Raw genomic sequence first — 22,573 nt, forward strand, 5'->3', positions numbered from 1 at the left:
GGCGCCTTTGCGCTCTAATATGATTTCTTCGAATCCTGCCCGCTGCGATAACGCGCGGGCCCCATCACAAGCTGGTAAAATGACCGATACGTCCACGACACTCGACTATTCGAAAACACTCTATCTGCCGCAAACGGACTTTCCGATGCGCGCGGGGCTGCCCGCCAAGGAACCGGAATTCGTCGCGCGCTGGCAGGAGATGAATCTCTACAAGAAGCTGCGCGAGGACGCGAATGGGCGTCCGCTCTACGTCCTGCATGACGGCCCGCCCTATGCCAACGGCAACATCCATATCGGCCACGCGCTGAATAAGATCCTCAAGGACGTCATCACCCGCTCGTTCCAGATGCGCGGCTATGACTCCAATTATGTGCCCGGCTGGGATTGTCACGGCCTGCCGATCGAATGGAAGATCGAGGAGCAGTACCGCGCCAAGGGCAAGGACAAGGACGAGGTGCCGATCAACGAGTTCCGCAAGGAGTGTCGTGAGTTCGCCACGCATTGGATCAAGGTCCAGTCGGCGGAGTTCAAGCGCCTCGGCATCGAAGGCGATTTCGAAAACCCCTACACGACGATGGCCTTCCATGCGGAAAGCCGCATTGCCGGTGAATTATTGAAATTCGCAATGTCAGGTCAGCTTTATCGCGGCTCAAAGCCCGTTATGTGGTCCGTGGTCGAGCGCACCGCGCTCGCCGAGGCTGAAGTTGAATATGCGGATATCGAAAGCGATACGATCTGGGTGAAGTTTCCTGTTGCTGAAGGACCTCAGGATTTATTGTCTGCGTCAGTCGTCATCTGGACCACTACGCCCTGGACAATCCCCGGCAACCGAGCGGTGAGCTATTCGCCGCGCGTTGCGTATGGGCTGTACGAGGTTGAGTCTGCAGAGAATGATTTCGGTCCGCGTCCTGGCGAGACGTTGAGTTTCGCTGATGCGCTTGCCGAAGAATCGGCAACGAAAGCCAAGCTGACCTTCAAGCGCATCAGGACCGTTTCGGCTGATGAACTTGCGGCGATCACGCTTGCCCATCCCTTCAAAGGCCTTAACGGCGGCTATGAATTCGACGTTCCCATGCTGCCCGGCGATCATGTCACCGACGATGCCGGCACAGGCTTTGTCCACACGGCGCCCGGCCATGGCCGCGAGGACTTCGATGCCTGGACGGATGCGGCGCGCGAACTTGAGGCAAAGGGCATTTCGTCAGCGATCCCCTTCACCGTGGACGATGCCGGCTATTATACAAAGGACGCGCCGGGCTTCGGCCCCGACCGTGAAGGCGGTGCTGCGCGCGTTATCGATGACAATGGCAAAAAGGGCGACGCCAACAAGGCCGTCATCGACGAGCTCATCGCACGTGGCGCGTTGTTCGCGCGTGGTCGCCTGAAACATTCTTATCCGCATTCCTGGCGCTCGAAGAAGCCGGTGATCTTCCGCAATACACCGCAATGGTTCGTCTATATGGACAAGGACCTCGGCGATCAGACGACGCTGCGTTCGCGCGCACTTGCCGCGATCGACGAGACGCGTTTCGTCCCTGCCGGTGGCCAGAACCGTTTGCGTGCGATGATCGAGGATCGCCCTGATTGGGTGTTGTCGCGCCAGCGCGCCTGGGGTGTGCCGATTTGCGTCTTTGCCGACGAAAACGGTAATGTCCTGAAGGACGATGGTGTCAACGCTCGCATCCTCGAAGCATTCGAGCAGGAAGGAGCCGATGCCTGGTTCGCAGAAGGTGCGCGCGAGCGGTTCCTTGGTGAAAAGGCCAATGAGCCGTGGACGCAGGTCCGCGATATTCTCGATGTCTGGTTCGATTCCGGTTCAACCCATGTGTTTACGCTGGAGGACCGCCCTGACCTGAAGTGGCCTGCCGACGTCTATCTCGAAGGTTCGGATCAGCATCGCGGCTGGTTCCATTCCTCGCTGCTGGAAAGCTGCGGTACGCGTGGTCGCGCGCCCTACGACACCCTTGTCACCCATGGATTTACCATGGATGAGGAAGGGCGAAAGATGTCGAAATCGCTCGGCAATACGGTGACTCCGCAGGATGTCATCAAGGATTCCGGTGCGGATATCCTGCGGCTTTGGGTCATGACGACCGATTACTGGGAAGACCAGCGTCTCGGCAAGAACATTATCCAGACCAACATCGACGCCTATCGCAAATTGCGTAACACGATCCGCTGGATGCTCGGCACGCTTGCTCATGATGAGGGCGATGAGATCGCCTATCAGGATATGCCAGAGCTCGAGAAGCTGATGCTGCACCGGCTTGCGGAACTCGATGAAGTTGTACGCACGGGCTATGACGCTTTCGAGTTCAAACGTATCACCCGCGCGCTGGTCGACTTCATGAATGTCGAACTCTCGGCCTTCTATTTCGATATCCGCAAGGACTCGCTTTATTGCGATGCGCCGTCGAGCATCAGACGCAAAGCCTCGCTTCAAGTCGTTCGCTATCTCTTTGACCGCATCGTCACATGGCTGGCTCCGATGCTGCCGTTCACGATGGAGGAAGCTTGGCTGGACCTCCACAAGGACGCAGTATCGGTGCATCTGGAGCAGTTTCGCGAAGCGCCAAAGGAATGGAAGAATGATGAACTTGCCGCCAAATGGCGCAAGGTGAAAGATGTCCGCCGTGTCGTAACCGGTGCGCTTGAACTGGAGAGGGCAAAGAAAACCATCGGCTCGTCCCTTGAGGCGGCGCCCGTGGTCTACATTACGGATCCGGAATTGCTTGCTGCGGTAAAAGGTCTGGATATGGCGGAGATCTGCATCACCAGCGACATCACGATAAAAGGCGAAACAGCACCAGCGGATGCGTTTGTCTCCGATGATGTGAAGGGCGTTGCGGTTATATCTCAACGTGCGACGGGGACGAAGTGTGCCCGTTCGTGGCGATATACGCACGATGTCGGCTTGGACCCGGCATTTCCTGATGTTTCAGCCCGTGATGCCGAGGCTCTCCACGAGCTGGAAAAACTTGGAAAGTTGGCTGTTTAGAGAAGAAATGCGGATTGCTGGATAAAGTGATCCGCATATGCCTCTGTAAAAACATGCACAGACTTGCTTAATCTATTTGGCCTCATGTAAAAGGCTTGCCATTGAGTTGCCTGATTTTAGAGGCAGGGCATAGATCAAGCAGAATTGATCGGCAGTCGGAACTGCCCAGACATGGGTTGGAAATAGCGAGTTATGGATTTGAACGGACGCATTACGGTTTTCGGTGCACTGGTCGCGTCACTGGCCCTTGGCGGTTGCATGTCGTCGCCCACCTATGGGACGGACAAGACTGCTGGCAGCCAGCTCCTTGACGACGTATCGAACATGGCCTCCTTCGGATCATCCAAGAAGAAGAACCAGATCGCTTACAACCCGCGTCCCGAACTCGTCCGTCCGGCCGAGGGCAAGGTAGCACAGCTACCAGCACCGCAGAACGATGTCGTGAAAACCGACAGCGCAAACTGGCCGGAATCGCCCGAGGCGCGGCGCAAGCGCATACGCGACACAGCTACCGCGAACCAGAACAATCCGAATTTCGTGCCGGAAGTCGAGAATGACATGCCTCTTGCCCAGCAATCTGCAGGCAAGCCGGAATATGGCTTCTTCAACGACAAGTCTCCTGCCAATCAGGGATCGAAAAGCAGTGCGGGGGCAGATTTTCGCGCTCGCAAGCTTGCGTCGACAGCCGGCTCGCCAACAACGCGCCGTTACCTGAGCGAGCCGCCACTTGAATACCGCGCGCCAGCCCCAACCGCTGCAGCCAATGAGCTGGGCGAAGATGAGGCCAAGAAAGAGCGGGAACGTAAAGCCGCTGCCAAAAAAGACAAAGGCTTCAGTTGGAGAAATCTCATTCCTTGGGAATAAAGATTTAACAGCCGCGCGCAGTCTGCAAGGTCACACAATAGTTGAGCTATTATTCCCTGAACGATCGTGAAGGTCGTCAAGACCGACAAAAATCGCAACTAGGACGATGTTATCGCACCCTAATACTCAAGGGTGACTATTTCTGGCACTAGAAGCGGCAGTCGATCGCTCCAGGCATCGCCGATCAGTCAGCTGCTGCGCTGATCGAGTTGGGTTTTGACCCTGATCTTGGGCCCGGCCACCACGTTTGGCTCTTCCTATAGCGATTCTAGCAACGAGAATTGTGGAACGGATTGACGCTTTCGTTTACAAGGGGACCGCGTCGCTTCCATCTTCCCATCGAGGACCGCAACAATTGTTCATCCTGCGATTTCTTGGCCTGATCATCCTTATAATTTTGACGCTTATCGGCTTTCTGTGGGGAGGGTTTGCACTCTGGTATCAATTGCCGTTCGGCATTGCCGGTAATATTGGTTGCCTGTTGCTCTGGGCGGCTATCGTTTTCGCCGTCCTTTGGCTGGAGTTCAAGGGTCGTGCCTGGCGCGCGCTTATCGTGCTGGTCCCGGTCATGGTTGGCCTCGGCTATTGGTGGAGCACTATCACACCCTCGTTGAATCGCATTTGGGCCGATGATGTTGCGCAGACTGTGACTGGCTCACTCAACGGAAACTATGTGACGCTATCCAACATTCGCAACTTTGAATGGCGAACGCCGGCTGACTACACACCGCGCTGGGAAGTTCGGACTTATGATCTTCAAGATCTGGAGTCCGTCGACTTGTTTCTGTCCTATTGGTCGAATCCCGCCATCGCCCATACGCTTGTCAGCTTTGGCTTCAATAACGGCGATCACGTTGTTTTCTCTGCAGAGATTCGCAAGGAGCGTCATGAAGAGTTCTCCGAAATCGGAGGGTTCTTCAAGGAATTTGAGCTGGCGATGATTGCCGCCGACGAGCGCGATATCATTCGATTGCGTACCAATATCCGCAAGGAGGATGTTTATCGCTATCGCATCAATCTCAGGCCGGAGATGCGACAGGCACTCTTCCTGTCCTATATTGACAACGCCAATCATCTGGCGACCACAGCAAAATTCTACAATACGATAACCGCCAACTGCACGACGGTCATTTTCGACATGGCCCGTGCTATCACGGCGGAACTACCGCTCGATTACCGGGTCATTCTGTCAGGCTATTTGCCCGGCTATCTTTATGACATCGGCGCCATCGATCATCAGAAACCGTTGGACGCGACGATAAAAGCAGCTTCGATCAACCAGCGTGCTCAGAATGCTGACGCAGATGCGGATTTTTCCGCGAAAATCAGGGCAGAAAATTAAAGTCTTTTTGTGCGGAAGAATTCCTTGAGCATGACTTCAACCTCCTGTTCCTGAAAGCCGGAATATACCTCCGGTGCGTGGTGGCAAGTGGGCTGAGCAAAAAACCGCGCACCGTTTTCCACGCCGCCGCCTTTGACGTCCTGTGCGCCGTAGTAGAGCCGCCTTATGCGGGCGAAAGAAATTGCCGCCGCACACATGGTGCAGGGCTCCAAGGTCACGTAGAGATCGCAACCGGTGAGGCGTTCGTCATCCAGGATCTGGCAGGCTTCGCGGATGACGAGGATTTCCGCATGTGCCGTTGGATCCTTGAGTTCGCGTGTGCGATTGCCCGCCTGCGCCACGATTGTCCCATCTTTGACCAGGACCGCGCCGATCGGCACCTCGCTGCGCGTCGCGGCGTCATGCGCTTCGGCAAGGGCCACACTCATTGGATCAGTTTTTTGGTTCACGCGGCGCTCATCGTCCAGAATTTACTCGCAAGAAAACCTCATAGCTGTTAGTGAGCGCTGCTGAAAGGCAAACATTCCATGACAAGTTCAAATGATGACGGGAAGGGCGGCAAACGTCCCTTTGAAAAGCGCAGCTTCGACAAGCGGGGCAATGAAGGCGACCGCGCCAGAGGCCCGCGCAAGTTCGATGACGCTCCCGCCAAACGTGGGGCCGACCAGCGCAAGCCCTCGCGTGACGAAGCTCCGGCCGAAGAAGGCGAACGTATCGCCAAGCGCTTGGCTCGCGCCGGCATAGCTTCTCGGCGAGAGGCCGAAACGATGATCGCTGCGGGCCGCGTTTCCGTCAATGGCAAGCGGCTCGAAAGCCCGGCCATCAACGTCATGCCTGCTGATCGCATCGAAGTCGATGGCAAGCCTTTACCACAAAAGGAACGCACGCGTCTTTGGCTTTACCACAAGCCTGCAGGTCTTGTAACGACCAACCGTGACCCGGAGGGGCGCCAGACCGTCTTTGAATCCTTGCCAAAGGATATGCCGCGCGTTCTTTCGGTCGGCCGCCTTGACATCAACACGGAAGGATTGCTGCTTCTCACCAATGATGGCGGGCTATCCCGCGCTCTTGAACTTCCTTCTACCGGCTGGCTCCGCCGCTACAGGGTACGTGCTCATGGCAGCATTACCCAGGAAAAGCTGGATACGCTGAAGGATGGCATTGCAGTCGATGGCGTCTTCTACGGTGCGATCGAAGCGACCCTGGAGCGCGAACAGGGCTCGAACGTGTGGATCATGGTTGGCTTGCGCGAAGGTAAAAACCGCGAAGTCAAAAATGTACTTGGCGCACTTGGACTTTCAGTCAACCGGCTGATCCGCATTTCCTATGGACCGTTCCAGCTCAGCGATCTGCCGGAGGGCTCGGTGCGCGAAATGAATGGCCGAACCTTGCGCGACCAGCTTGGGGAACGGCTGATCGAAGAATCCGGGGCGGATTTCGATGCGCCAATAATCAACGAGTTCTCAAATGATGCGGTGAAGGGTGAGGCGGTCCAGCAGCCAAGCGAGCGTCCGGAGCGCCGCTCATCCGAGTGGATATCCAGTGCACCGGTTGCCAAGGCCCGGGGACCGCGCAAATCCAAGGACGAAAAGCGCGAGCAAACGTTGTCCCGCTGGACTACCGATCGGAACGATCGTCCTGCCGTACCACGCAGTGGTCGCGATGAACGCCCCGCTCGGGCCCCGCGTGACGGCGATCAAAAACCGCGCAAGCCGCTGGGCGTGAATTCGAAAGCAGATCGAGAACGCAAGGAAGATGAGGCGCTTGCTCCGCGCAAGTCTCGCGGCGCCAATGTCTGGATGGCTCCTGGCGCGCGTCCGATGGGCAAGGCACGGGCGAAGGCCTTGGCAGCGCGAGAAGAGCAAGACCGTTCGGACAGCCCTCGTGCCGACAAGCCCAAGCGCTTCGGCGAAGGCTCGGCTCGGCCAGCCCGTGATCGTGCTGCCGGTGATCGCCCTGCCCGTGATCGTTCTGCCGGTGATCGCCCCACAGGCAGCCGTTCTTCCGCTGGTTATGCCGGCGACAAGCCGCGCAGTTTTTCGCCCCGCCCTCCACGGAGCGAAGGCGGCACCGATGACAGACCAAAGCGGGCATTCGGAGCTGCGCGACCTGAGGGTTCGAGGGACGGATCTCGTCCGGATCGTCCGCCACGCGTCGGCAAGCGAGAGCGCGCCGAATTGAAGGAGCGGGAAGCGAGGGGTGAGCGTCCGGCTCACGGTGATCGCCCGGCGCGTGCCGAACGTCCGTATGGGGCGAGCGGCAAGCCAACCCGAGCGCCCGGCCGCCAAGACGGCAAAACGGCAGACCGGCCATATGGCGGGCCCAAAGGTCCGCCGAGAGGCCGGTCCGGCGGCGGTGGCGCAAGTCGTCCTCCGCGTGGCGATAAACCCAAATCCTAGGACCTGAAGCCATGCGAATTGTCGGTGGCAGATTTCGCGGGCGTGCCTTGGCGACGCCCGCCTCCAACGCAATACGGCCGACAACTGACCGTACGCGCGAAAGCCTTTTCAATATTCTGGTGCACAACTATCCCGAGAAGTTTGAATCGACCCGCGTACTCGACCTGTTCGCCGGTACAGGCGCACTCGGCCTTGAGGCATTGTCACGCGGCGCTCGCTATGGTGTGTTCATTGAAGAATCGACGGAAGGGCGCGGACTGATCCGCACCAACGTCGAGGCATTTGGTCTGCTCGGCAACACCAAGATATTCCGCCGTGATGCAACGAAACTTGGCGACGCCGGCACCATCGAGCCATTTGATCTGGTCTTTGCCGATCCCCCCTATGGAAGAGGCCTCGGCGAGATGGCATTTAAATCCGCGCTTGACGGCGGTTGGCTCAATCCAGACACACTTCTGGTGCTTGAGGAAGAGGCTGAAGCTGTGGTCGAACTCGATCCGCGATTTTCGGTTGTCGAAGAACGTCCATACGGCGGAACGGTTATACGGCTTGTCACATTGAAGTCGTAAAGACCGCGATTGTATCGCTATTCGTGAAACAGAACTGGATCGATTTTTATGTCCTTCGTTTTAAGCCGCGCACTTGCGGTATTTGTCCTGGTCGGCGCGTCGACCCTTGCGGTTGTTTCTTTCCTTCCAGCACGCGCAGATACTGTTCCGCAAACCGCGAAGGCGATCGAGACGACCAATAAGGATGACGTTTCGTCGTTCTATCTGGACAACGGACTCGAGGTTGTCGTTATTCCGGATCATCGCGCGCCTGTCGTCACACACATGATGTGGTACCACGTGGGTTCAGCGGATGAAGAACCCGGCAAATCTGGCATCGCACATTTCTTTGAACACCTTATGTTCAAAGCCACCAAGACCTATCCAGCGGGTGAATTTTCCCGCAAGGTCGCCGAGATTGGCGGGCAGGAAAACGCTTTTACCTCCTACGACTACACTGCGTTCTATCAGCAGGTCGCTCCATCGGCTCTCGAAATGGTCATGACCTATGAGGCCGACCGGATGGAAAACCTCATCTTGAATGACGATGTGGTCAAGACCGAGCGCGATGTCGTGCTTGAGGAGCGCCGCTCGCGGACCGACAGCAACCCTTCGGCCTTGCTTGCGGAAGAGGTCAATGCAACGCTCTACCAGAACCATCCCTACCGGATGCCGGTGATTGGCTGGCTGCACGAAATGCAGCGGTTGAATCTCAAGGACGCGCTTGCATTTTACACCAAATATTACACCCCGAATAACGCGACGCTTGTCGTCTCGGGTGATGTCGATCTGGCTACGGTGAAGGCGCTTGCCGAAAAGACTTATGGCAAGGTTCCGCGCCGGGCAGAGCCTGGAAAACGCGAGCGTCCGCAAGAGCCGGAGCAGAATACCAAGCGTACCGTCTCACTGGCCGACCCGCGGGTCTCGCAACCGAGTTTCCAGAAGATGTGGCTTGCTCCTTCCTATACCAGTGCCAAACCGGGGGAGGCTGAAGCCTTGGATCTTTTGAGCGAAATTCTGGGTGGATCCAACCGCAGCCGCATCTACCAATCATTGGTCATCACCGACGGAACTGCTGCAAGCGCCGGCGCCTATTATCAAGGCGGGTCGCTGGATACCGGCAGTTTCGGTGTCTACGGTTCGCCACGCGGTACAGCCACCCTGACCGAAGTCGAAGCTGGTATCGACGCTCAGATCGCCAGAATCATCAAGGACGGCGTAACGGAAGATGAACTCGAGAAGGCGCGCAATCGTTTCCTGAAAAGCGTCATTTTCGCCCGTGACAGTCAGGCTGGCATGGCGCGCATCTATGGCTCGACGCTCTCGACTGGACAAACCATTCAGGACATTCAGGAATGGCCAGATCGCATCCGCGCGGTAAAGGTTCAGGATATCCAGATGGTGGCGCAGCGCTATCTTGTCGATAGCCGTTCGGTTACGAGTTATCTCATGCCGGAGGACGGCAAACCCGATCAGAAATCGGACAACGAGCCCGCAGAAGCACAACAACCAGAAGCGCCTGCAGAAGGGGCCGTCCAATGACCGCGCCAATCATGAAGCGATTTGCCGCCCTGTTTTTCCTGATCCTGTTCTCCGCTGCTCCAAGTTATGCGGTCGAGATAAAGGAAGTCGTCTCGCCGAAAGGCGTCAAGGCCTGGCTGGTGCAGGACGATTTCGTCCCGCTGATTTCCATGCGCTTTTCGTTCAAGGGCGGATCGACCCAGGATCCTGACGGCAAGGAAGGTCTTGCCAATTTGATGACCGGCCTTTTCGATGAAGGTGCTGGTGATTTCGATTCGCAAACTTTTCAGGAGAAGCTGGACGACGTCGGCGCCGAGATGAGCTTCAACGCCGACGATGACGACGTTACGGGATCCATTCGTATGCTCGCCGAGAAACGGGATCAGGCCGTTGATCTTCTGACACTGGCAGTCAACAAGCCTCGTTTCGATCAAGCGCCGATTGACCGGATTCGTCAGCAGATTGTTGCAGGGATCAAGTCGTCTGAACGTGATCCCAACACGATAGCCGGACGTAAATTCGCGGAAGCGCTTTATGGCGATCATCCCTATGGGCGTCGTTCAGAAGGCACGGAAGCGAGCCTGAATTCGATCACCCATGATGATCTGGCAACCTTTCACAAACACAATTTCGCCCGCGATAATCTGATTGTTGCCGTGGTCGGTTCGATCAGTCCCGAAGAGTTAAGTCCACTGCTTGACAAGGTGTTTGGCGACCTTCCGGAGAAAGCTGAACTTGAGACCGTCAGCGAGGCCAAGCTTGCGTTTGGTCAAATTACGCGCGTTGATTACGTCCTGCCGCAGACGTCGATCTCCATGGTTTATCCCGGTGTTCGTCGTCAGGATCCCGATTTCTTTCCCGCCTATATCATGAACCATATTCTTGGCGGCGGCACATTCTCTTCCCGGATTTACAACGAGGTGCGCGAAAAGCGCGGTCTTGCTTATTCGGCGGGCTCGAACCTCGTGACACGCGATCATATGGCGGCGCTGATGGTGAACACGGCCACCCGGGCTGATCGCGCCAACGAAACCCTGCAGATATTGAAAACCGAGATCGCCAAAATGGCCAAGGACGGCCCGACGGAAGACGAGCTTGACGAGGCCAAGAAATATCTTGTCGGGTCCTATGCCGTGAACAATCTCGACTCGTCGTCGGCTGTCGCCAGTACGCTTATCGGCTTGCAGGACGAAAATCTCGGCCGGGACTATATCGACAAGCGCGCCGAGCTGATCAACCGGGTAACGCTCGATCAGGTCAAGGAAGCGGCCAAAAAATTGCTTGAAACGGATCCGGCTATTCTCATCGTCGGGTCGCCACAATCCTGAGAAGAATGGGAGCGCCATGATCGCTCGCGATCTGCAAGAGATGGATGAGCAGAGCGGCGCGGGTAGCCCCGCCGACGTACCGACTTTCGCCATTGCACTCGGCGGCGGTGGTGCGCGAGGGCTGGCTCACATCAATGTCATTGAGGCACTGGACGAGCTTGGCATACGGCCGACTGCAATATCCGGTTCCTCTATAGGTGCCATCATGGGTGCAGGCATGGCGGCGGGCATGTCCGGCCGTGACATCCGCGAGTACGCGATCGCCACCTTGTCGCGGCGCGGTGAAATTGCGGCAAGGCTGTGGCGTATGCGTCCTGCCAGTTTTGGCGAAATTCTGGGCGGTGGTATCCGCTTCAGCCAGTTCAATATCGAAAAGGTGCTCAAGACTTTTCTTCCCGATCGTATTCCGGACACGTTCGAAGAATTGACTATTCCACTGAGCGTAACCGCCACCGACTTCTACGGTCAAAGAGAGGTGCCGATCGCCGAGGGTGATCTCTATAGCGCCATCGCCGCTTCAGCAGCCATACCGGCATTGTTCCGCCCCGTGCTCCGGGACGATTGCATTCTCATCGATGGTGGCATCTACAACCCCGTTCCATTCGATCACGTGAAGGACAAGGCACAGTTCGTGATCGCCATCGATGTCGTTGGAGGACCGGAAGGGAATATCGGCAAGTTTCCGTCGTCCATCGATGCGATGTTCGGGGCCAGTCAGTTGATGATGCAGTCGATCATCGCGACACGCTTGCGTACGGATCCGCCGGCAATTTTCCTCCGCCCAAACGTCGCACGGTTCGGTGTCCTCGATTTTCTCCGGGTCGAGCAGGTATTGCGCGACTCGGCCGGCATCAAGGAAGAATTGAAACGCGCGGTGGATGCCGCCATCACCTATGTCGAGCATCGCGAACTTGAATGAACACGCCTGCTCAGCCGGAGTGGCGTCGGACTCATTTATTCATCAGGGAGCGTATCGATACGCTTGCCCTCCGCGAGATGTGCCAGTGCCTGAAAATGCTGGTTGCCGCCTTGCGAGAACCTATATTTGTGACCTCGGCTGTGAGATTCTTGCGTTAGAGCAAATTTTGTTTATTCAGAGCCATTCTGCCGGAGGGAATTTGGTCCAAGGTCAAGGGATTTGGCGAGGCCGATGTTTATCCATCGGACGAAGCCGAAGCCCGAAGGAATTGGGCCAAATTCACCCGGCCCTTTTGGTTTCCGGCTGGCGGCCAACCACTTTGTCAGGCGGCGTCGGACGATGGATAAACATCGGCCTCGCCACCTTCCGCGTGGATTGTCTCGCCATCCGGGAAACAGAACTGGCTTTGAATAGACAAAACTTGCTCTAGCTTGCCTTGATAGACCCCAATTTGCACCATATAGGAAGGAATGCGTCTGACCTTCGTCAGATAAGTCCTTGCATCCTATCATGCATTCAACGGTAGAGACGAAAATGACCGAGCCGGTAAATTCCCGCGAATTCGTAGACAATGCGGCGGCACTTGTGGAAGCTGCAAAGCGTGCGGGGGCGGATGCCGCCGATGCGGTTGTGGTACGTTCGCGCTCGACGGGCGTGACTGTTCGGCTCGGAAAAATCGAATCGACAGAATCCTCGGAAAGCGATGAGTTTTCATTGCGCGTATTCGTGGGTCGCAAGGTTGCGAGCGTTTCGGCCAATGCCGGCGTTGATCCGAAAGTTTTGGCGGAGCGCGCCGTCGCCATGGCCAAAGTTTCACCGGACGACGCGTTCGAAGGGCTTGCCGCCCCGGAGAATCTCGTGCGCAACATCCGTGACCTCGATCTTTATGATTCGACAGTGGTCGACGCAGAACAATTGGCCGACGCAGCCCTGACCGCAGAAGAAGCCGCTCTTGCAGTCGAAGGCGTTACCAATTCCGGGGGCGGATCGGCGTCGGCTGGTATGGGCGGCCTTGTGCTCGTTACGTCTGGCGGCTTTGCCGGGCAGTATATGGGATCGCGCTTTTCGCGTTCGGTCAGCGCCATTGCCGGAAGCGGCACTGCCATGGAACGCGATTATGATTTTTCGTCGCGCATCTATTTCGAGGCTTTGGAAGATGCTGAAGCCATTGGTCGCTCCGCCGGCGAGCGGGCCGTCAGGCGCCTTGGTGCACGTCAGGCAAAGACCGGCCGCGTAAACGTCGTCTTCGATCCGCGCGTTGCCCGTGGCATTGCCGGCCATATCGCCAGCGCGATCAATGGCGCATCGGTTGCGCGCAAGACCAGTTTTCTCAAGGATCGCATGGGGACGAAAATTCTCTCTGACGCGATCAATGTTACCGACGATCCATTGCGGGTTCGCGGCCCTTCCTCGCGACCGTTCGACGGTGAAGGCATGGAGGGTGTGCCGCTTACCATGATTGAGGATGGTGTCCTCAAGCACTGGTTCCTGTCGACCTCGACGGCCAAGGAATTGGGATTGACCACAAATGGCCGGGGTGTGCGTTCTGGTTCGACTGTTGTCCCATCTTCGACCAACTTCGCTATAGAACCCGGAGACAGGACCCCCGAAGAAATCATCCGTTCTGTCGGGACAGGCTTCTACGTTACAGAGCTGTTTGGCCATGGCGTGGATATGGTCACCGGCGAGTACAGTCGAGGTGCTTCGGGATTCTGGATCGAGAACGGCGAACTTGCTTACCCTGTGAGCGAAGTGACGATCGCATCCAACCTGAAAGAGATGTTTCTCAATCTCGTTGCCGCCAACGATATTGATCGTAATTTCGGTATTGCCAGCCCGACTCTCCTGATTGAAGGCATGACTCTTGCCGGCAAATAAACAAAACCGCGAAGATCTCGAACTGATACGTGAGGCTGCAGAGGGCGCAGGTCGAATAGCGCTCTCGTATTTCAAGCAAGCGCCGCAGATCTGGATGAAGACGGGCAATTCCCCGGTCACAGAAGCAGACCTTGCTGCAGACAAGTATCTGAAGGACATGTTGCTGACGGCCCGGCCCGACTATGGCTGGATATCGGAAGAGACCCTCGATGAACGGGTAGCCACACCGAGACAACGGTTCTTTGTGGTCGATCCGATCGATGGAACTCGAGCGTTTATCGAAGGGCAGGACGTCTGGTGTGTCAGCGTTGCCGTCATTGAAAATGGCCGCCCCGTCGCCGGTGTACTCGACTGCCCTGCGCGCGAGGAAATATTCACGGCATTGCCGGGTTTCGGCGCGGTACAGAACGGCAATGCTATTCGCGTTCAGGCCGAGAACCAGCCATTCAAGGTAGCGGGTCCTGGTGCATTTTTGAAAAGACTGCCGGAGCGTTTCCTTGCGTCCATCGAACACGCTCCTTATGTGGCCTCACTGGCTTATCGCATCGCCATGGTGGCGCGTGGGGATATTGCTGGAACTTTTGTGCGCCCCAACTCGCATGACTGGGATTTGGCCGCGGCGGACCTCATCCTTTCGGAGGCCGGCGGTAACGTTTTGACAGCTGACGGCAAGCCGCTCACCTACGGCTTACGCAACACCAGCACCGGCGACTACCGGCATGAGGCGCTCGTCGCCGCAAGCGGTCTACTATTGGATAACATGTTGGCCGTTGTCGCCGAAACCGCCTTCGGATAAACAGGCAATAACTTCAATTCGATCATCTGGATGGGCAACCATGGGCGAAAACACATCAGATCAAAAGCAACTGCTTCATCTCGTCTTTGGCGGCGAGCTGAAGAAATTGGGCGGTGTTGAGTTTCGCGATCTCGACAAGCTCGATATTGTCGGCATCTACCCAAATTTTGAAACCGCTCAGCGTGCGTGGAAATCCAAAGCACAGCAGACCGTCGATAATGCGCACATGCGTTATTTCATCGTGCACATGCATAAGCTGCTGGATCCAGTCACAGGCAAGGTGGACTGATCGCTGGTGCGGTCACGACCGGCATGAGTGAACACATCCCAGTGGCAAGCAAGTCTCCCCGGCGAAAAAGCGGGATGCTGAAACGTTTTTGGCGAAGGGTGCGTGGCCCCTTGGCAAACTCGCCCATGGTCCGCTCGATGATTGCTTTTCTGATCACGCAGTTTTTCCGGCTGGTCAATGCTACCAACCCTAGGCTTCCCGGTTCCTCCGATCTTGAGGAAATGAAGCGCGGCGGCGAACCTTTCATCGCGGTTGCCTGGCACGGGCAGCACCTGATGGCGCCGTTTCTGATGCCGCGTGGTGTTCGCTTTGTTGCCATGTTCTCGAAAAGCAAGGACGCGGAACTCAATGCACGCGTCGCTGAACGCTTTGGCGTCGAGATCGTGCGCGGTTCCGGTGGAAGGGATCGGGCCAGGGGAACGGTAAAAGGTGGTGCGCGCGCTTTGCTTGCCTTGAAAAAAGCACTCAAGGAAGGTAAGACCGCTGCCATGATTGCTGATATCCCGCACGGGACGCCGCGCGAATCCGGGATTGGCGTCGTCCTCCTTGCCAAGCTGTCTGGCCGTCCAATTCTCCCGATTTGCTACCTGACGTCTAAACGGAAAGTCTTGGAGAAGAGCTGGGACAAGACCACCATTCCCTTGCCCTTTGGCAAGTCGGGGCTGATTATTGGCGACCCTATTTTCGTGCCGGAGGATGCCGACGATGCAATGCTTGAAGCCAAACGTGTCGAATTGACCAACAGTTTGAATGCGAACACCGTTCGGGTGCATGAGTTGGTGGATGGTAAAGCATGAGTGAACGTTGGGCTCGATTTGTCCTGAGCACCTATCGATGGGTCGGTGCAGCAGCCTTCCCGATCGTTGGCGCCTATGTGGCTTTCCGCGCGAGCAAAGGCAAGGAAGAGCGTGGCCGTCATGGCGAGCGTTACGGCAATGCGAGCGTTGCCCGCCCTTCGGGTCCACTCGTCTGGGTTCATGCGGCCAGTGTCGGCGAGACGTCGGCTGTCACGCCGCTTGTGGAAGCGATCATCGATACAGGCATCCATGTGGTGCTGACGACAGGCACCGTCACATCTGCGAAGATGGTGCAGGAGCGCCTCGGCGACCGCGTCATTCATCAATACGTACCGCTTGACCTGAAACCGGCAGTCGATCGTTTTCTAACCCACTGGCAGCCAGATCTCGCAGTCATCTGCGAATCCGAGATCTGGCCGATGACGATCCTCGAACTCGGGACGCGCCGCGTCCCGCAAGTTCTCGTTAACGGCCGTTTATCGGATCGCTCTTTCGCATCGTGGCACAGGCGCGCGTCAATCGCCGAAGCCTTGTTCGAGAACCTGGCGCATGTCGTGGCCCAATCCGAAGTCGATGGCGAACGGTTCCGCGCGCTGGGTGCAAGACCGGTGACGGTTTCAGGCAATCTGAAGGTCGACACGGCCGTGCCGCCAGTCAATACGGCAGAGCTTGCTTCGCTCCAACGTATGATCGGATCGCGCAAGATATGGGCAGCCATTTCAACCCACCAGGGGGAAGAGGCGGTCGTTGCGCAGGTGCACCATATGCTGAAGGCCAGGCATCGCGACTTGCTGACCATCATCGTTCCCCGCCATCCGGATCGTGCAGCGCAGATTGCAGCCGAGATTGAGAAACTGGGCATGAAGGTCGCGATGCGTAGCCGCGGTGACCAGATTGAGCCCGATACCGACATTTATCTTGGCGATACTATAGGCGACATGGGCCTTTATCTGCGGCTGACGGAAATCGCCTTTGTTGGTCGTTCGTTGACCGCGCAGGGTGGGCAAAACCCTCTTGAACCTGCGATGCTGAAGTCCGCTATTCTTTCCGGCCGAAATGTCCAGAATTTCCGCGATTCCTATCAACGTCTGATCAAAAATGGCGCCGCCAAGCTTGTACGCGACAAGGACATGCTGGCGGGCGCGGTGAACTATCTCTTCAACAACCCCGCAGAACGCCAAATCATGATTGATGCAGGTTTGAAAACCGTCGAAGACATGCGCGGTTCGCTGACCCGCACCATGACGGCGCTTGAGCCTTTTATTCAGCCGCTGGTTCTTCAGGCACGTCTGAGCAATCGCGAAGGCGGCTGGAAATGACGAGTGAGGCGCCTCCGTTCTGGTGGGAGAAACCGGACTGGCGCGCTCGGGCTTTGAGTCCCCTGTCAAAAATATATGGAATGGTTGCCGGACGGCGTATGCGGCGGGCCAAACCGCCATCCATACCCGTGCCTGTGTTGTGCATCGGTAACTTTACTTTGGGCGGAGCAGGCAAAACGCCGACATCAATTGCGTTCGCCCAGGCGGCGACTGCAGCAGGTCTCAAGCCGGGCATTGTTTCCCGTGGCTATGGCGGCGGGTTCTCCGGCCTGCACCGCGTTGATCTGGAACACGACAGTGCCCGCCATGTCGGAGACGAGCCGATGCTGCTCGCACGGCACGCGCCGGTCGTCGTATGCACAGACCGTCTCGCCGGTGCAAAGTCCCTGCTGGACGGTGGATGCGACTTCATCATCATGGACGATGGCTTCCAGAGCGCCCGCCTTCACTTCGACTATGCTCTGCTCGTGGTCGACGCCGGACGAGGTATCGGCAATGGCCACGTTTTCCCGGGAGGCCCCTTGCGTGCGCCCTTGATCGACCAGTTGGTTCGTACCGACGCCTTGCTGAAGATCGGCACTGCGAACGGCGCTGACAAACTGGTCCGGAACGCTGCGCGTGCGGCAAAGCCAGTTTACGAGGCCGTCCTCAAACCCAAACCATTGGAAGGCATAACAGATAGACCGTTACTTGCTTTTGCAGGCATTGGCGATCCATCCAAATTCTTCAGGACGCTTGAAGAGGCGGGTGCCAGGGTCGAGCAAACAAGATCTTTCCCCGACCATCACCCCTATAAGGACGACGACGTTGCCGATCTTCTGAGGGACGCCGCGAAGGATGACCTTACTTTGATCACAACGGCAAAGGACCAGGTGCGGTTGCTCGACGGTAGCACGGCCGTGAAACAGTTCGCGTCGCGGGTCCTGGTTCTGGAAGTGGAGCTCGTCTTCAGTCATCCTCAGACAGCGTCACGCGTCATTCGGGAAACCCGAGATCGTGCCCGGATGCGTTCTCTGAAACGCTTATAACCGCCCGCGGAAATTCCGGATTCTCGGCGGCGCTTCGCGCATGGGTATATCGAGATTGCGCCCGGTCGTCTGGCTGAAGTTGCGGTCATTCGAAAAAAGAATATTGCCCCCACGCCGAATTTCGACGGAAAGCGCAACACGCGGTGCCGATGCGCTCGCCGGAATCTCGATCTCATATGCGACAGGAAAATAGCCGTTGCGGTTGAGCGTGAAGCTGGTCCCGCCGATCTTGGGCATGTGGGAGGAATTCCCTCCCGTGGCGTCATAGGCATTGATGTATACGACGGAACTTGCCGTAAGCCACGTGTAAGGAGACCCGCGCAGATAGCCGCGTATGGTTTTCGTTGGTCCGCTATAGGGGGGTTCGCGGCTCGCGCTGTTTGTGGTGCAGCCGCTTGCCAGCGTAGCGGCAGCAACAAGCGTAAGTAGTACCGCGCGCCTCGATCGCATCTCAGGTCTTGCTGCGTTGACGCAGAGCGGGGTTCATCTCGATCTCGCGCTCCAATGAAATGCGTGCGTCGGCGTAGGCTTCCTGCCGCGCGACGCTCCAATACTTCAGTTCGTCAAGCGGGATCTTTTCGGAGGTAACGGAACACAAGACGTAGGAGCCCGGCGACAGGACCTGGAAATCACCGTCGAGATAGCGGATTTTGGCTTCGCGCGAGCCAGGGCCTTCAAATCTGTTCATAAATGCGTTCCGGTTTTATCAACTCATTTCATTTAGGCGCCCGTAGTCGTGCCGGTCAAGACTCACCTGCGGCCAAACAAGCGCTCAATGTCTGTCAACTTCAATTCAATATAGGTGGGGCGGCCGTGATTACAGGTACCGGAGCCTGGAGTTTCCTCCATCTGGCGAAGCAGGGCATTCATTTCGTCGGGTTTCAAGCGGCGTCCTGCGCGGACAGAGCCATGGCAAGCCATGGTTGCAGCGACGTGATCGAGAATGGCTTTCAGACCGTCCGACGTATCGTGTTCGGCAATTTCATCAGCGAGATCGCGGATCAGTTTCTGCGTATCGATCTCTCCCAGCATGGAGGGCGTTTCACGCACGGCGATCGCACCCGGCCCGAAAGATTCGATACCAAGGCCGAAGCGCGCCAGCGTAGCCGCGTGGGCTGTCAGCCGCTCAACGTCTTCTTCCGGCAAATCGACGATTTCGGGGATGAGCAGCAGCTGCGCGGGCAGGGGCTTAGCATGAAGCGCATTTTTCAGTGCTTCATAGACCAGCCGCTCGTGGGCCGCATGCTGATCGACAATGACCAGGCTGTCTTCGGTCTGCGAGACGATATAATTGGCATGGATCTGCGCTCTTGCCGCCCCGAGCGGCGCGGATAGCAGCTCCTGCGGCGCCTCAGCCATCCCGGCCCGAGTGTCTGCCGCAAGCGCCGCAGCGCCATCATATAGAAACGCCTGGACCGTTTCCGCAAAACCGCCCTCGTGCGAGGCGGCGGGTTCCGTTTCGAACGGACGATAGGGCGATCGCTGGACATTGTAGTTCTGATTGACCGCGGCTGCGGCCGGCCAGCGCTGTCCTGCTGGCCGAACTGGTTCTATGCCCCCACGCCGGAACGAGTTCAGCATCGCCTCGGCGCCGCTGGTCGCGGCGCGGATGCCGGATTGACCGAGGGCTTCGCGAATGGCCCCGACGATCAAACCCCGCACGAGCCCAGGATCACGGAAGCGCACATCGGCTTTGGCCGGATGCACATTGACGTCAACAAGCGCCGGATCAAGATTGAGGAAAAGCACGACGACCGGATGCCGGTCGCGCGAAATCACATCGGCATAGGCGCCGCGTATCGCGCCCCAGATTTGCTTGTCGCGGACGGGGCGTCCGTTCACATAGGCAAATTGCTGCAGGCTGTTGGCGCGGTTGAATGCAGGAATGCCGGCAAAGCCGGACAGGCGCACGCCATCGCGCATTGCATCGATAGCGATGGCGTTTTCGGGAAACTCCTTGCCGAGCACCTGCGAAATACGCTCCAGCATGCCCGTCGATCCCCTGCCGGTTGCGGCAAGATCCAAAGGTGTGCGGTCGCTTCCAGCAATTGAAAAGCGAATATGTGGAAAAGCGATTGCGACGCGTTTGACCACATCACTTATAGCCGCAGCTTCGGCGCGATCCGTTTTCATGAACTTCAGTCGTGCCGGCGTCGCAAAAAACAGATCGCGCACTTCTGCAATCGTTCCGCCATTCATTGGCGTTGGCCGCGGTCCGTCCAGGCGTCCGCCGTGAACATTGACTTCAAATCCGGAATCCGCCTCGGCTATCCGCGATTTCATGGAAAGCCGCGATACCGATCCAATCGATGGCAGTGCTTCACCGCGAAAGCCGAGCGCACGGATGTCATGAACGTTGTCGGTAAGCTTTGAAGTACAGTGACGCGCGACGGCGACGGTCAGCTCGTCCGAAGGAATACCCGACCCGTTGTCCGTGACGCGGATCAAATTCTTACCGCCGCCTGCGGTAACGATATCGATGCGGGTTGCGCCGGCATCGATGGCATTCTCGACGAGTTCTTTCACTACGCTCGCCGGGCGTTCGATGACTTCGCCTGCGGCGATCTGGTTTATGATGGTTTCGGTCAGCTGCTTGATAGCCATCGAAAACCTATAATGGATTCGTCCTTCGACGGAAATCCGCCGAGATGGCTGTCCTCAGGAAACATTTGGACGTCCATCTGGCTTTGGACACAAATTTGATGATAGGTCTTTTCCACAATCAAGGAGGAAACCTCATGGGCAATTCGAAGCCGTCCTTTGTCTGGACGGACCCCTTTCTCTTGGAAGATCAATTGACCGAAGATGAGCGGATGATCCGCGACAGCGCCCGTGCCTTCGCGCAAAGCGAGCTGCTGCCGCGTATCGAAGAGGCCTATCTGGAGGAGAAGACCGATCCCGGCCTCTTCAGACTGATGGGTGAATCCGGACTTCTCGGTGTCACCTTGCCTGAGGAATACGGCACTGCCGGAGCATCCTATGTGGCATACGGTCTTGTGGCCCGGGAAGTCGAACGCGTCGACAGCGGTTATCGCTCCATGATGAGCGTCCAGTCGTCGCTGGTCATGTATCCGATCTATGCCTACGGCTCCGAGGAACAGCGCAAGAAATACCTGCCAAAGCTTGCCTCCGGAGAGTGGATTGGCTGCTTTGGCCTGACCGAGCCCGACGCCGGTTCCGATCCGGCGGGCATGAAGACACGCGCGACAAAAGTCGCGGATGGCTACCGGTTGTCCGGCTCGAAGATGTGGATTTCCAATTCACCCATAGCTGACGTTTTTGTCGTCTGGGCGAAATCTGACGCGCACGATGGCCAGATCAGGGGATTCGTGCTGGAAAAGGGCATGAAGGGTCTTTCCGCGCCGAAGATCGGCGGGAAGCTGTCGCTGCGTGCATCGATAACGGGTGAAATCGTCATGGATGGTGTCGTCGTCGGTGAGGAGCATCTGCTGCCGAATGTTGCTGGCCTGAAAGGGCCGTTCGGTTGTCTCAATCGTGCTCGCTACGGCATCTCGTGGGGTGTTATGGGTGCTGCGGAGGATTGCTGGCAACGCACTGTGCAGTACGGGCTTGATCGCAAGCAGTTCGGACGGCCGCTCGCCGCCACACAGCTCTTTCAGAAGAAATTCGCTGACATGCAGACGGAAATCGCGCTCGGGCTGCAGGCTTCGTTGCGGGTTGGCCGACTGATGGACGAAGACAAGGTCGCGCCGGAGATGATCAGTCTGATCAAGCGAAACAATTGCGGCAAGGCGCTGGATATCGCCCGCGTCGCCCGCGACATGCACGGCGGCAATGGAATCCAGATCGGCTATCACGTCATGCGGCACGCGCAGAACCTCGAGACCGTCAATACCTATGAGGGCACACACGACGTGCATGCCCTCATTCTGGGCCGCGCCCAGACCGGCATTCAGGCGTTCTTCTAGCTAGCCCTTCTGCTGTTGGACGATGCCATAAATATTGGTTGAGCGTGCGCCGGAGCGACAATAGGCGAGGACCGGTCCTTCCGCTTCCTCCAGCGCTTCGGCCATGGCGTCGACGTCGTCCTGGGTCAGTTGACCGGAGATCACCGGAACATAATAAATCGGAATGCCTGCTTTTTCGGCAACTTGAGAAATTTCAGCGAAATCTGGCTGGTCCGGGGATTCGCCGTCCGGACGGTTGCAAATCACCGCCTGATAGCCTGCGGCAACGATATCGCGCACGTCATCCGGTGAAATCTGGCCGGTCACAGCAAAATTCTCGTCAATTTGACGGATGTCCATTTTTTGTCCTTGGAAGAGTTGGTGTTGAAGTACCATACATCAAACGGAGGCCAATGCTATATCAAAGCATCTTTAGTCCCTATCCATGCCTATTAAATGATCATCTAAGGCTATGTGACTAAAGTATAAGCTAAAAGGGGGTGCGATAGGATCGGAACCCAACATCTTGCAAAAAATGCCCCAATTGTAAAAACCCATAATATGCTGATAATTTTGAATAATTCAGATGTCTTTAACCGCCTAACACGACTTGGCACGCTCGTTGCTTTGAACTCCTTC

20 protein-coding genes are annotated in these 22,573 nt (G+C 57.1%); 15 read left to right on the forward strand and 5 right to left on the reverse strand.

Translation table 11 applies throughout. From position 1 onward, the window contains the following. Positions 1 to 79 precede the first annotated feature (79 nt). The 3 genes from ileS to J2X72_RS11090 all read left to right on the forward strand — a co-directional run bounded on the left by ileS (position 80) and on the right by J2X72_RS11090 (position 5,204). Positions 80 to 2,998, forward strand: coding sequence for an isoleucine--tRNA ligase (ileS, locus tag J2X72_RS11080; RefSeq protein WP_310071825.1), 2,919 nt, complete (start codon positions 80 to 82; stop codon positions 2,996 to 2,998). A 192-nt stretch (positions 2,999 to 3,190) separates the two neighbouring features. Further along, on the forward strand, positions 3,191 to 3,862 hold the full coding sequence (locus J2X72_RS11085; RefSeq protein ID WP_310071827.1) for a hypothetical protein: 672 nt from the start codon (positions 3,191 to 3,193) through the stop codon (positions 3,860 to 3,862). A 355-nt stretch (positions 3,863 to 4,217) separates the two neighbouring features. Then, complete coding sequence (locus J2X72_RS11090; protein WP_310071830.1) at positions 4,218 to 5,204, forward strand: DUF4105 domain-containing protein; 987 nt, start codon at positions 4,218 to 4,220, stop codon at positions 5,202 to 5,204. Here the strand turns inward: J2X72_RS11090 and J2X72_RS11095 are convergent. Further along, a complete protein-coding gene (locus J2X72_RS11095) occupies positions 5,201 to 5,632 on the reverse strand; it encodes a nucleoside deaminase (RefSeq protein WP_405044697.1) in 432 nt (143 codons plus the stop codon). The two genes, J2X72_RS11090 and J2X72_RS11095, sit on opposite strands and share 4 nt — an antisense overlap. A 99-nt stretch (positions 5,633 to 5,731) precedes the next feature. Between J2X72_RS11095 and J2X72_RS11100 the strand changes: the two genes are divergently transcribed. From J2X72_RS11100 to lpxK, 11 genes are all read left to right on the forward strand, one after another. Next, positions 5,732 to 7,603: a pseudouridine synthase gene (locus J2X72_RS11100; protein WP_310071834.1), complete on the forward strand. Its 1,872-nt coding sequence runs from the start codon at positions 5,732 to 5,734 to the stop codon at positions 7,601 to 7,603. 11 nt (positions 7,604 to 7,614) lie between these two features. After that, positions 7,615 to 8,172 (forward strand): 16S rRNA (guanine(966)-N(2))-methyltransferase RsmD, encoded by a 558-nt coding sequence (gene rsmD / locus J2X72_RS11105; RefSeq protein WP_310071836.1) that lies wholly within the window; start codon positions 7,615 to 7,617, stop codon positions 8,170 to 8,172. A 48-nt stretch (positions 8,173 to 8,220) separates the two neighbouring features. Then, entirely contained in the window at positions 8,221 to 9,693 is a 1,473-nt protein-coding gene (locus J2X72_RS11110; protein ID WP_310071838.1) for a pitrilysin family protein, read from the forward strand. After that, positions 9,690 to 11,000 carry a M16 family metallopeptidase gene (locus J2X72_RS11115; protein WP_405044692.1) on the forward strand — a complete coding sequence of 437 codons (1,311 nt, stop codon included), beginning with the start codon at positions 9,690 to 9,692 and terminating at the stop codon, positions 10,998 to 11,000. The genes J2X72_RS11110 and J2X72_RS11115 overlap by 4 nt, the downstream gene beginning before the upstream one ends. Before the next feature lie 40 nt (positions 11,001 to 11,040). Continuing rightward, positions 11,041 to 11,919, forward strand: a complete 879-nt coding sequence (locus J2X72_RS11120; RefSeq protein WP_310072211.1) for a patatin-like phospholipase family protein — start codon at positions 11,041 to 11,043, stop codon at positions 11,917 to 11,919. Between the two features lie 534 nt (positions 11,920 to 12,453). After that, positions 12,454 to 13,797 carry a TldD/PmbA family protein gene (locus J2X72_RS11125; protein WP_310071841.1) on the forward strand — a complete coding sequence of 448 codons (1,344 nt, stop codon included), beginning with the start codon at positions 12,454 to 12,456 and terminating at the stop codon, positions 13,795 to 13,797. Further along, positions 13,784 to 14,593, forward strand: a complete 810-nt coding sequence (locus tag J2X72_RS11130; RefSeq protein ID WP_209997842.1) for a 3'(2'),5'-bisphosphate nucleotidase CysQ — start codon at positions 13,784 to 13,786, stop codon at positions 14,591 to 14,593. Before J2X72_RS11125 ends, J2X72_RS11130 begins: the two co-directional genes overlap by 14 nt. A 40-nt stretch (positions 14,594 to 14,633) precedes the next feature. Continuing rightward, a complete protein-coding gene (locus J2X72_RS11135) occupies positions 14,634 to 14,882 on the forward strand; it encodes a DUF4170 domain-containing protein (RefSeq protein WP_209997841.1) in 249 nt (82 codons plus the stop codon). 23 nt (positions 14,883 to 14,905) lie between these two features. Continuing rightward, positions 14,906 to 15,679: a lysophospholipid acyltransferase family protein gene (locus J2X72_RS11140; protein WP_209997840.1), complete on the forward strand. Its 774-nt coding sequence runs from the start codon at positions 14,906 to 14,908 to the stop codon at positions 15,677 to 15,679. Then, entirely contained in the window at positions 15,676 to 16,998 is a 1,323-nt protein-coding gene (gene waaA, locus J2X72_RS11145) for a lipid IV(A) 3-deoxy-D-manno-octulosonic acid transferase (RefSeq protein ID WP_209997839.1), read from the forward strand. The genes J2X72_RS11140 and waaA overlap by 4 nt, the downstream gene beginning before the upstream one ends. Next, positions 16,995 to 18,026, forward strand: coding sequence for a tetraacyldisaccharide 4'-kinase (gene lpxK, locus J2X72_RS11150; protein WP_310071848.1), 1,032 nt, complete (start codon positions 16,995 to 16,997; stop codon positions 18,024 to 18,026). Before waaA ends, lpxK begins: the two co-directional genes overlap by 4 nt. Here lpxK and J2X72_RS11155 read toward each other — a convergent pair. The 3 genes from J2X72_RS11155 to mutL form a co-directional block, all read right to left on the reverse strand. Continuing rightward, positions 18,021 to 18,476 (reverse strand): hypothetical protein, encoded by a 456-nt coding sequence (locus tag J2X72_RS11155; protein ID WP_310071850.1) that lies wholly within the window; start codon positions 18,474 to 18,476, stop codon positions 18,021 to 18,023. The two genes, lpxK and J2X72_RS11155, sit on opposite strands and share 6 nt — an antisense overlap. Before the next feature lies 1 nt (position 18,477). After that, on the reverse strand, positions 18,478 to 18,714 hold the full coding sequence (locus tag J2X72_RS11160) for a DUF2093 domain-containing protein (protein ID WP_310071853.1): 237 nt from the start codon (positions 18,712 to 18,714) through the stop codon (positions 18,478 to 18,480). 62 nt (positions 18,715 to 18,776) lie between these two features. Continuing rightward, positions 18,777 to 20,630 (reverse strand): DNA mismatch repair endonuclease MutL, encoded by a 1,854-nt coding sequence (mutL, locus tag J2X72_RS11165; RefSeq protein WP_310071855.1) that lies wholly within the window; start codon positions 20,628 to 20,630, stop codon positions 18,777 to 18,779. A gap of 134 nt (positions 20,631 to 20,764) precedes the next feature. Between mutL and J2X72_RS11170 the strand changes: the two genes are divergently transcribed. After that, positions 20,765 to 21,955, forward strand: coding sequence for an acyl-CoA dehydrogenase (locus J2X72_RS11170; RefSeq protein WP_310071857.1), 1,191 nt, complete (start codon positions 20,765 to 20,767; stop codon positions 21,953 to 21,955). Here the strand turns inward: J2X72_RS11170 and J2X72_RS11175 are convergent, their stop codons facing one another. Continuing rightward, positions 21,956 to 22,294, reverse strand: a complete 339-nt coding sequence (locus J2X72_RS11175; protein ID WP_310071859.1) for a TIGR01244 family sulfur transferase — start codon at positions 22,292 to 22,294, stop codon at positions 21,956 to 21,958. Between the last annotated feature and the right edge of the window lie 279 nt (positions 22,295 to 22,573).

It is taken from the genome of Phyllobacterium sp. 1468 (assembly GCF_031455525.1).
In the GTDB taxonomy this organism is placed as follows: domain Bacteria; phylum Pseudomonadota; class Alphaproteobacteria; order Rhizobiales; family Rhizobiaceae; genus Phyllobacterium.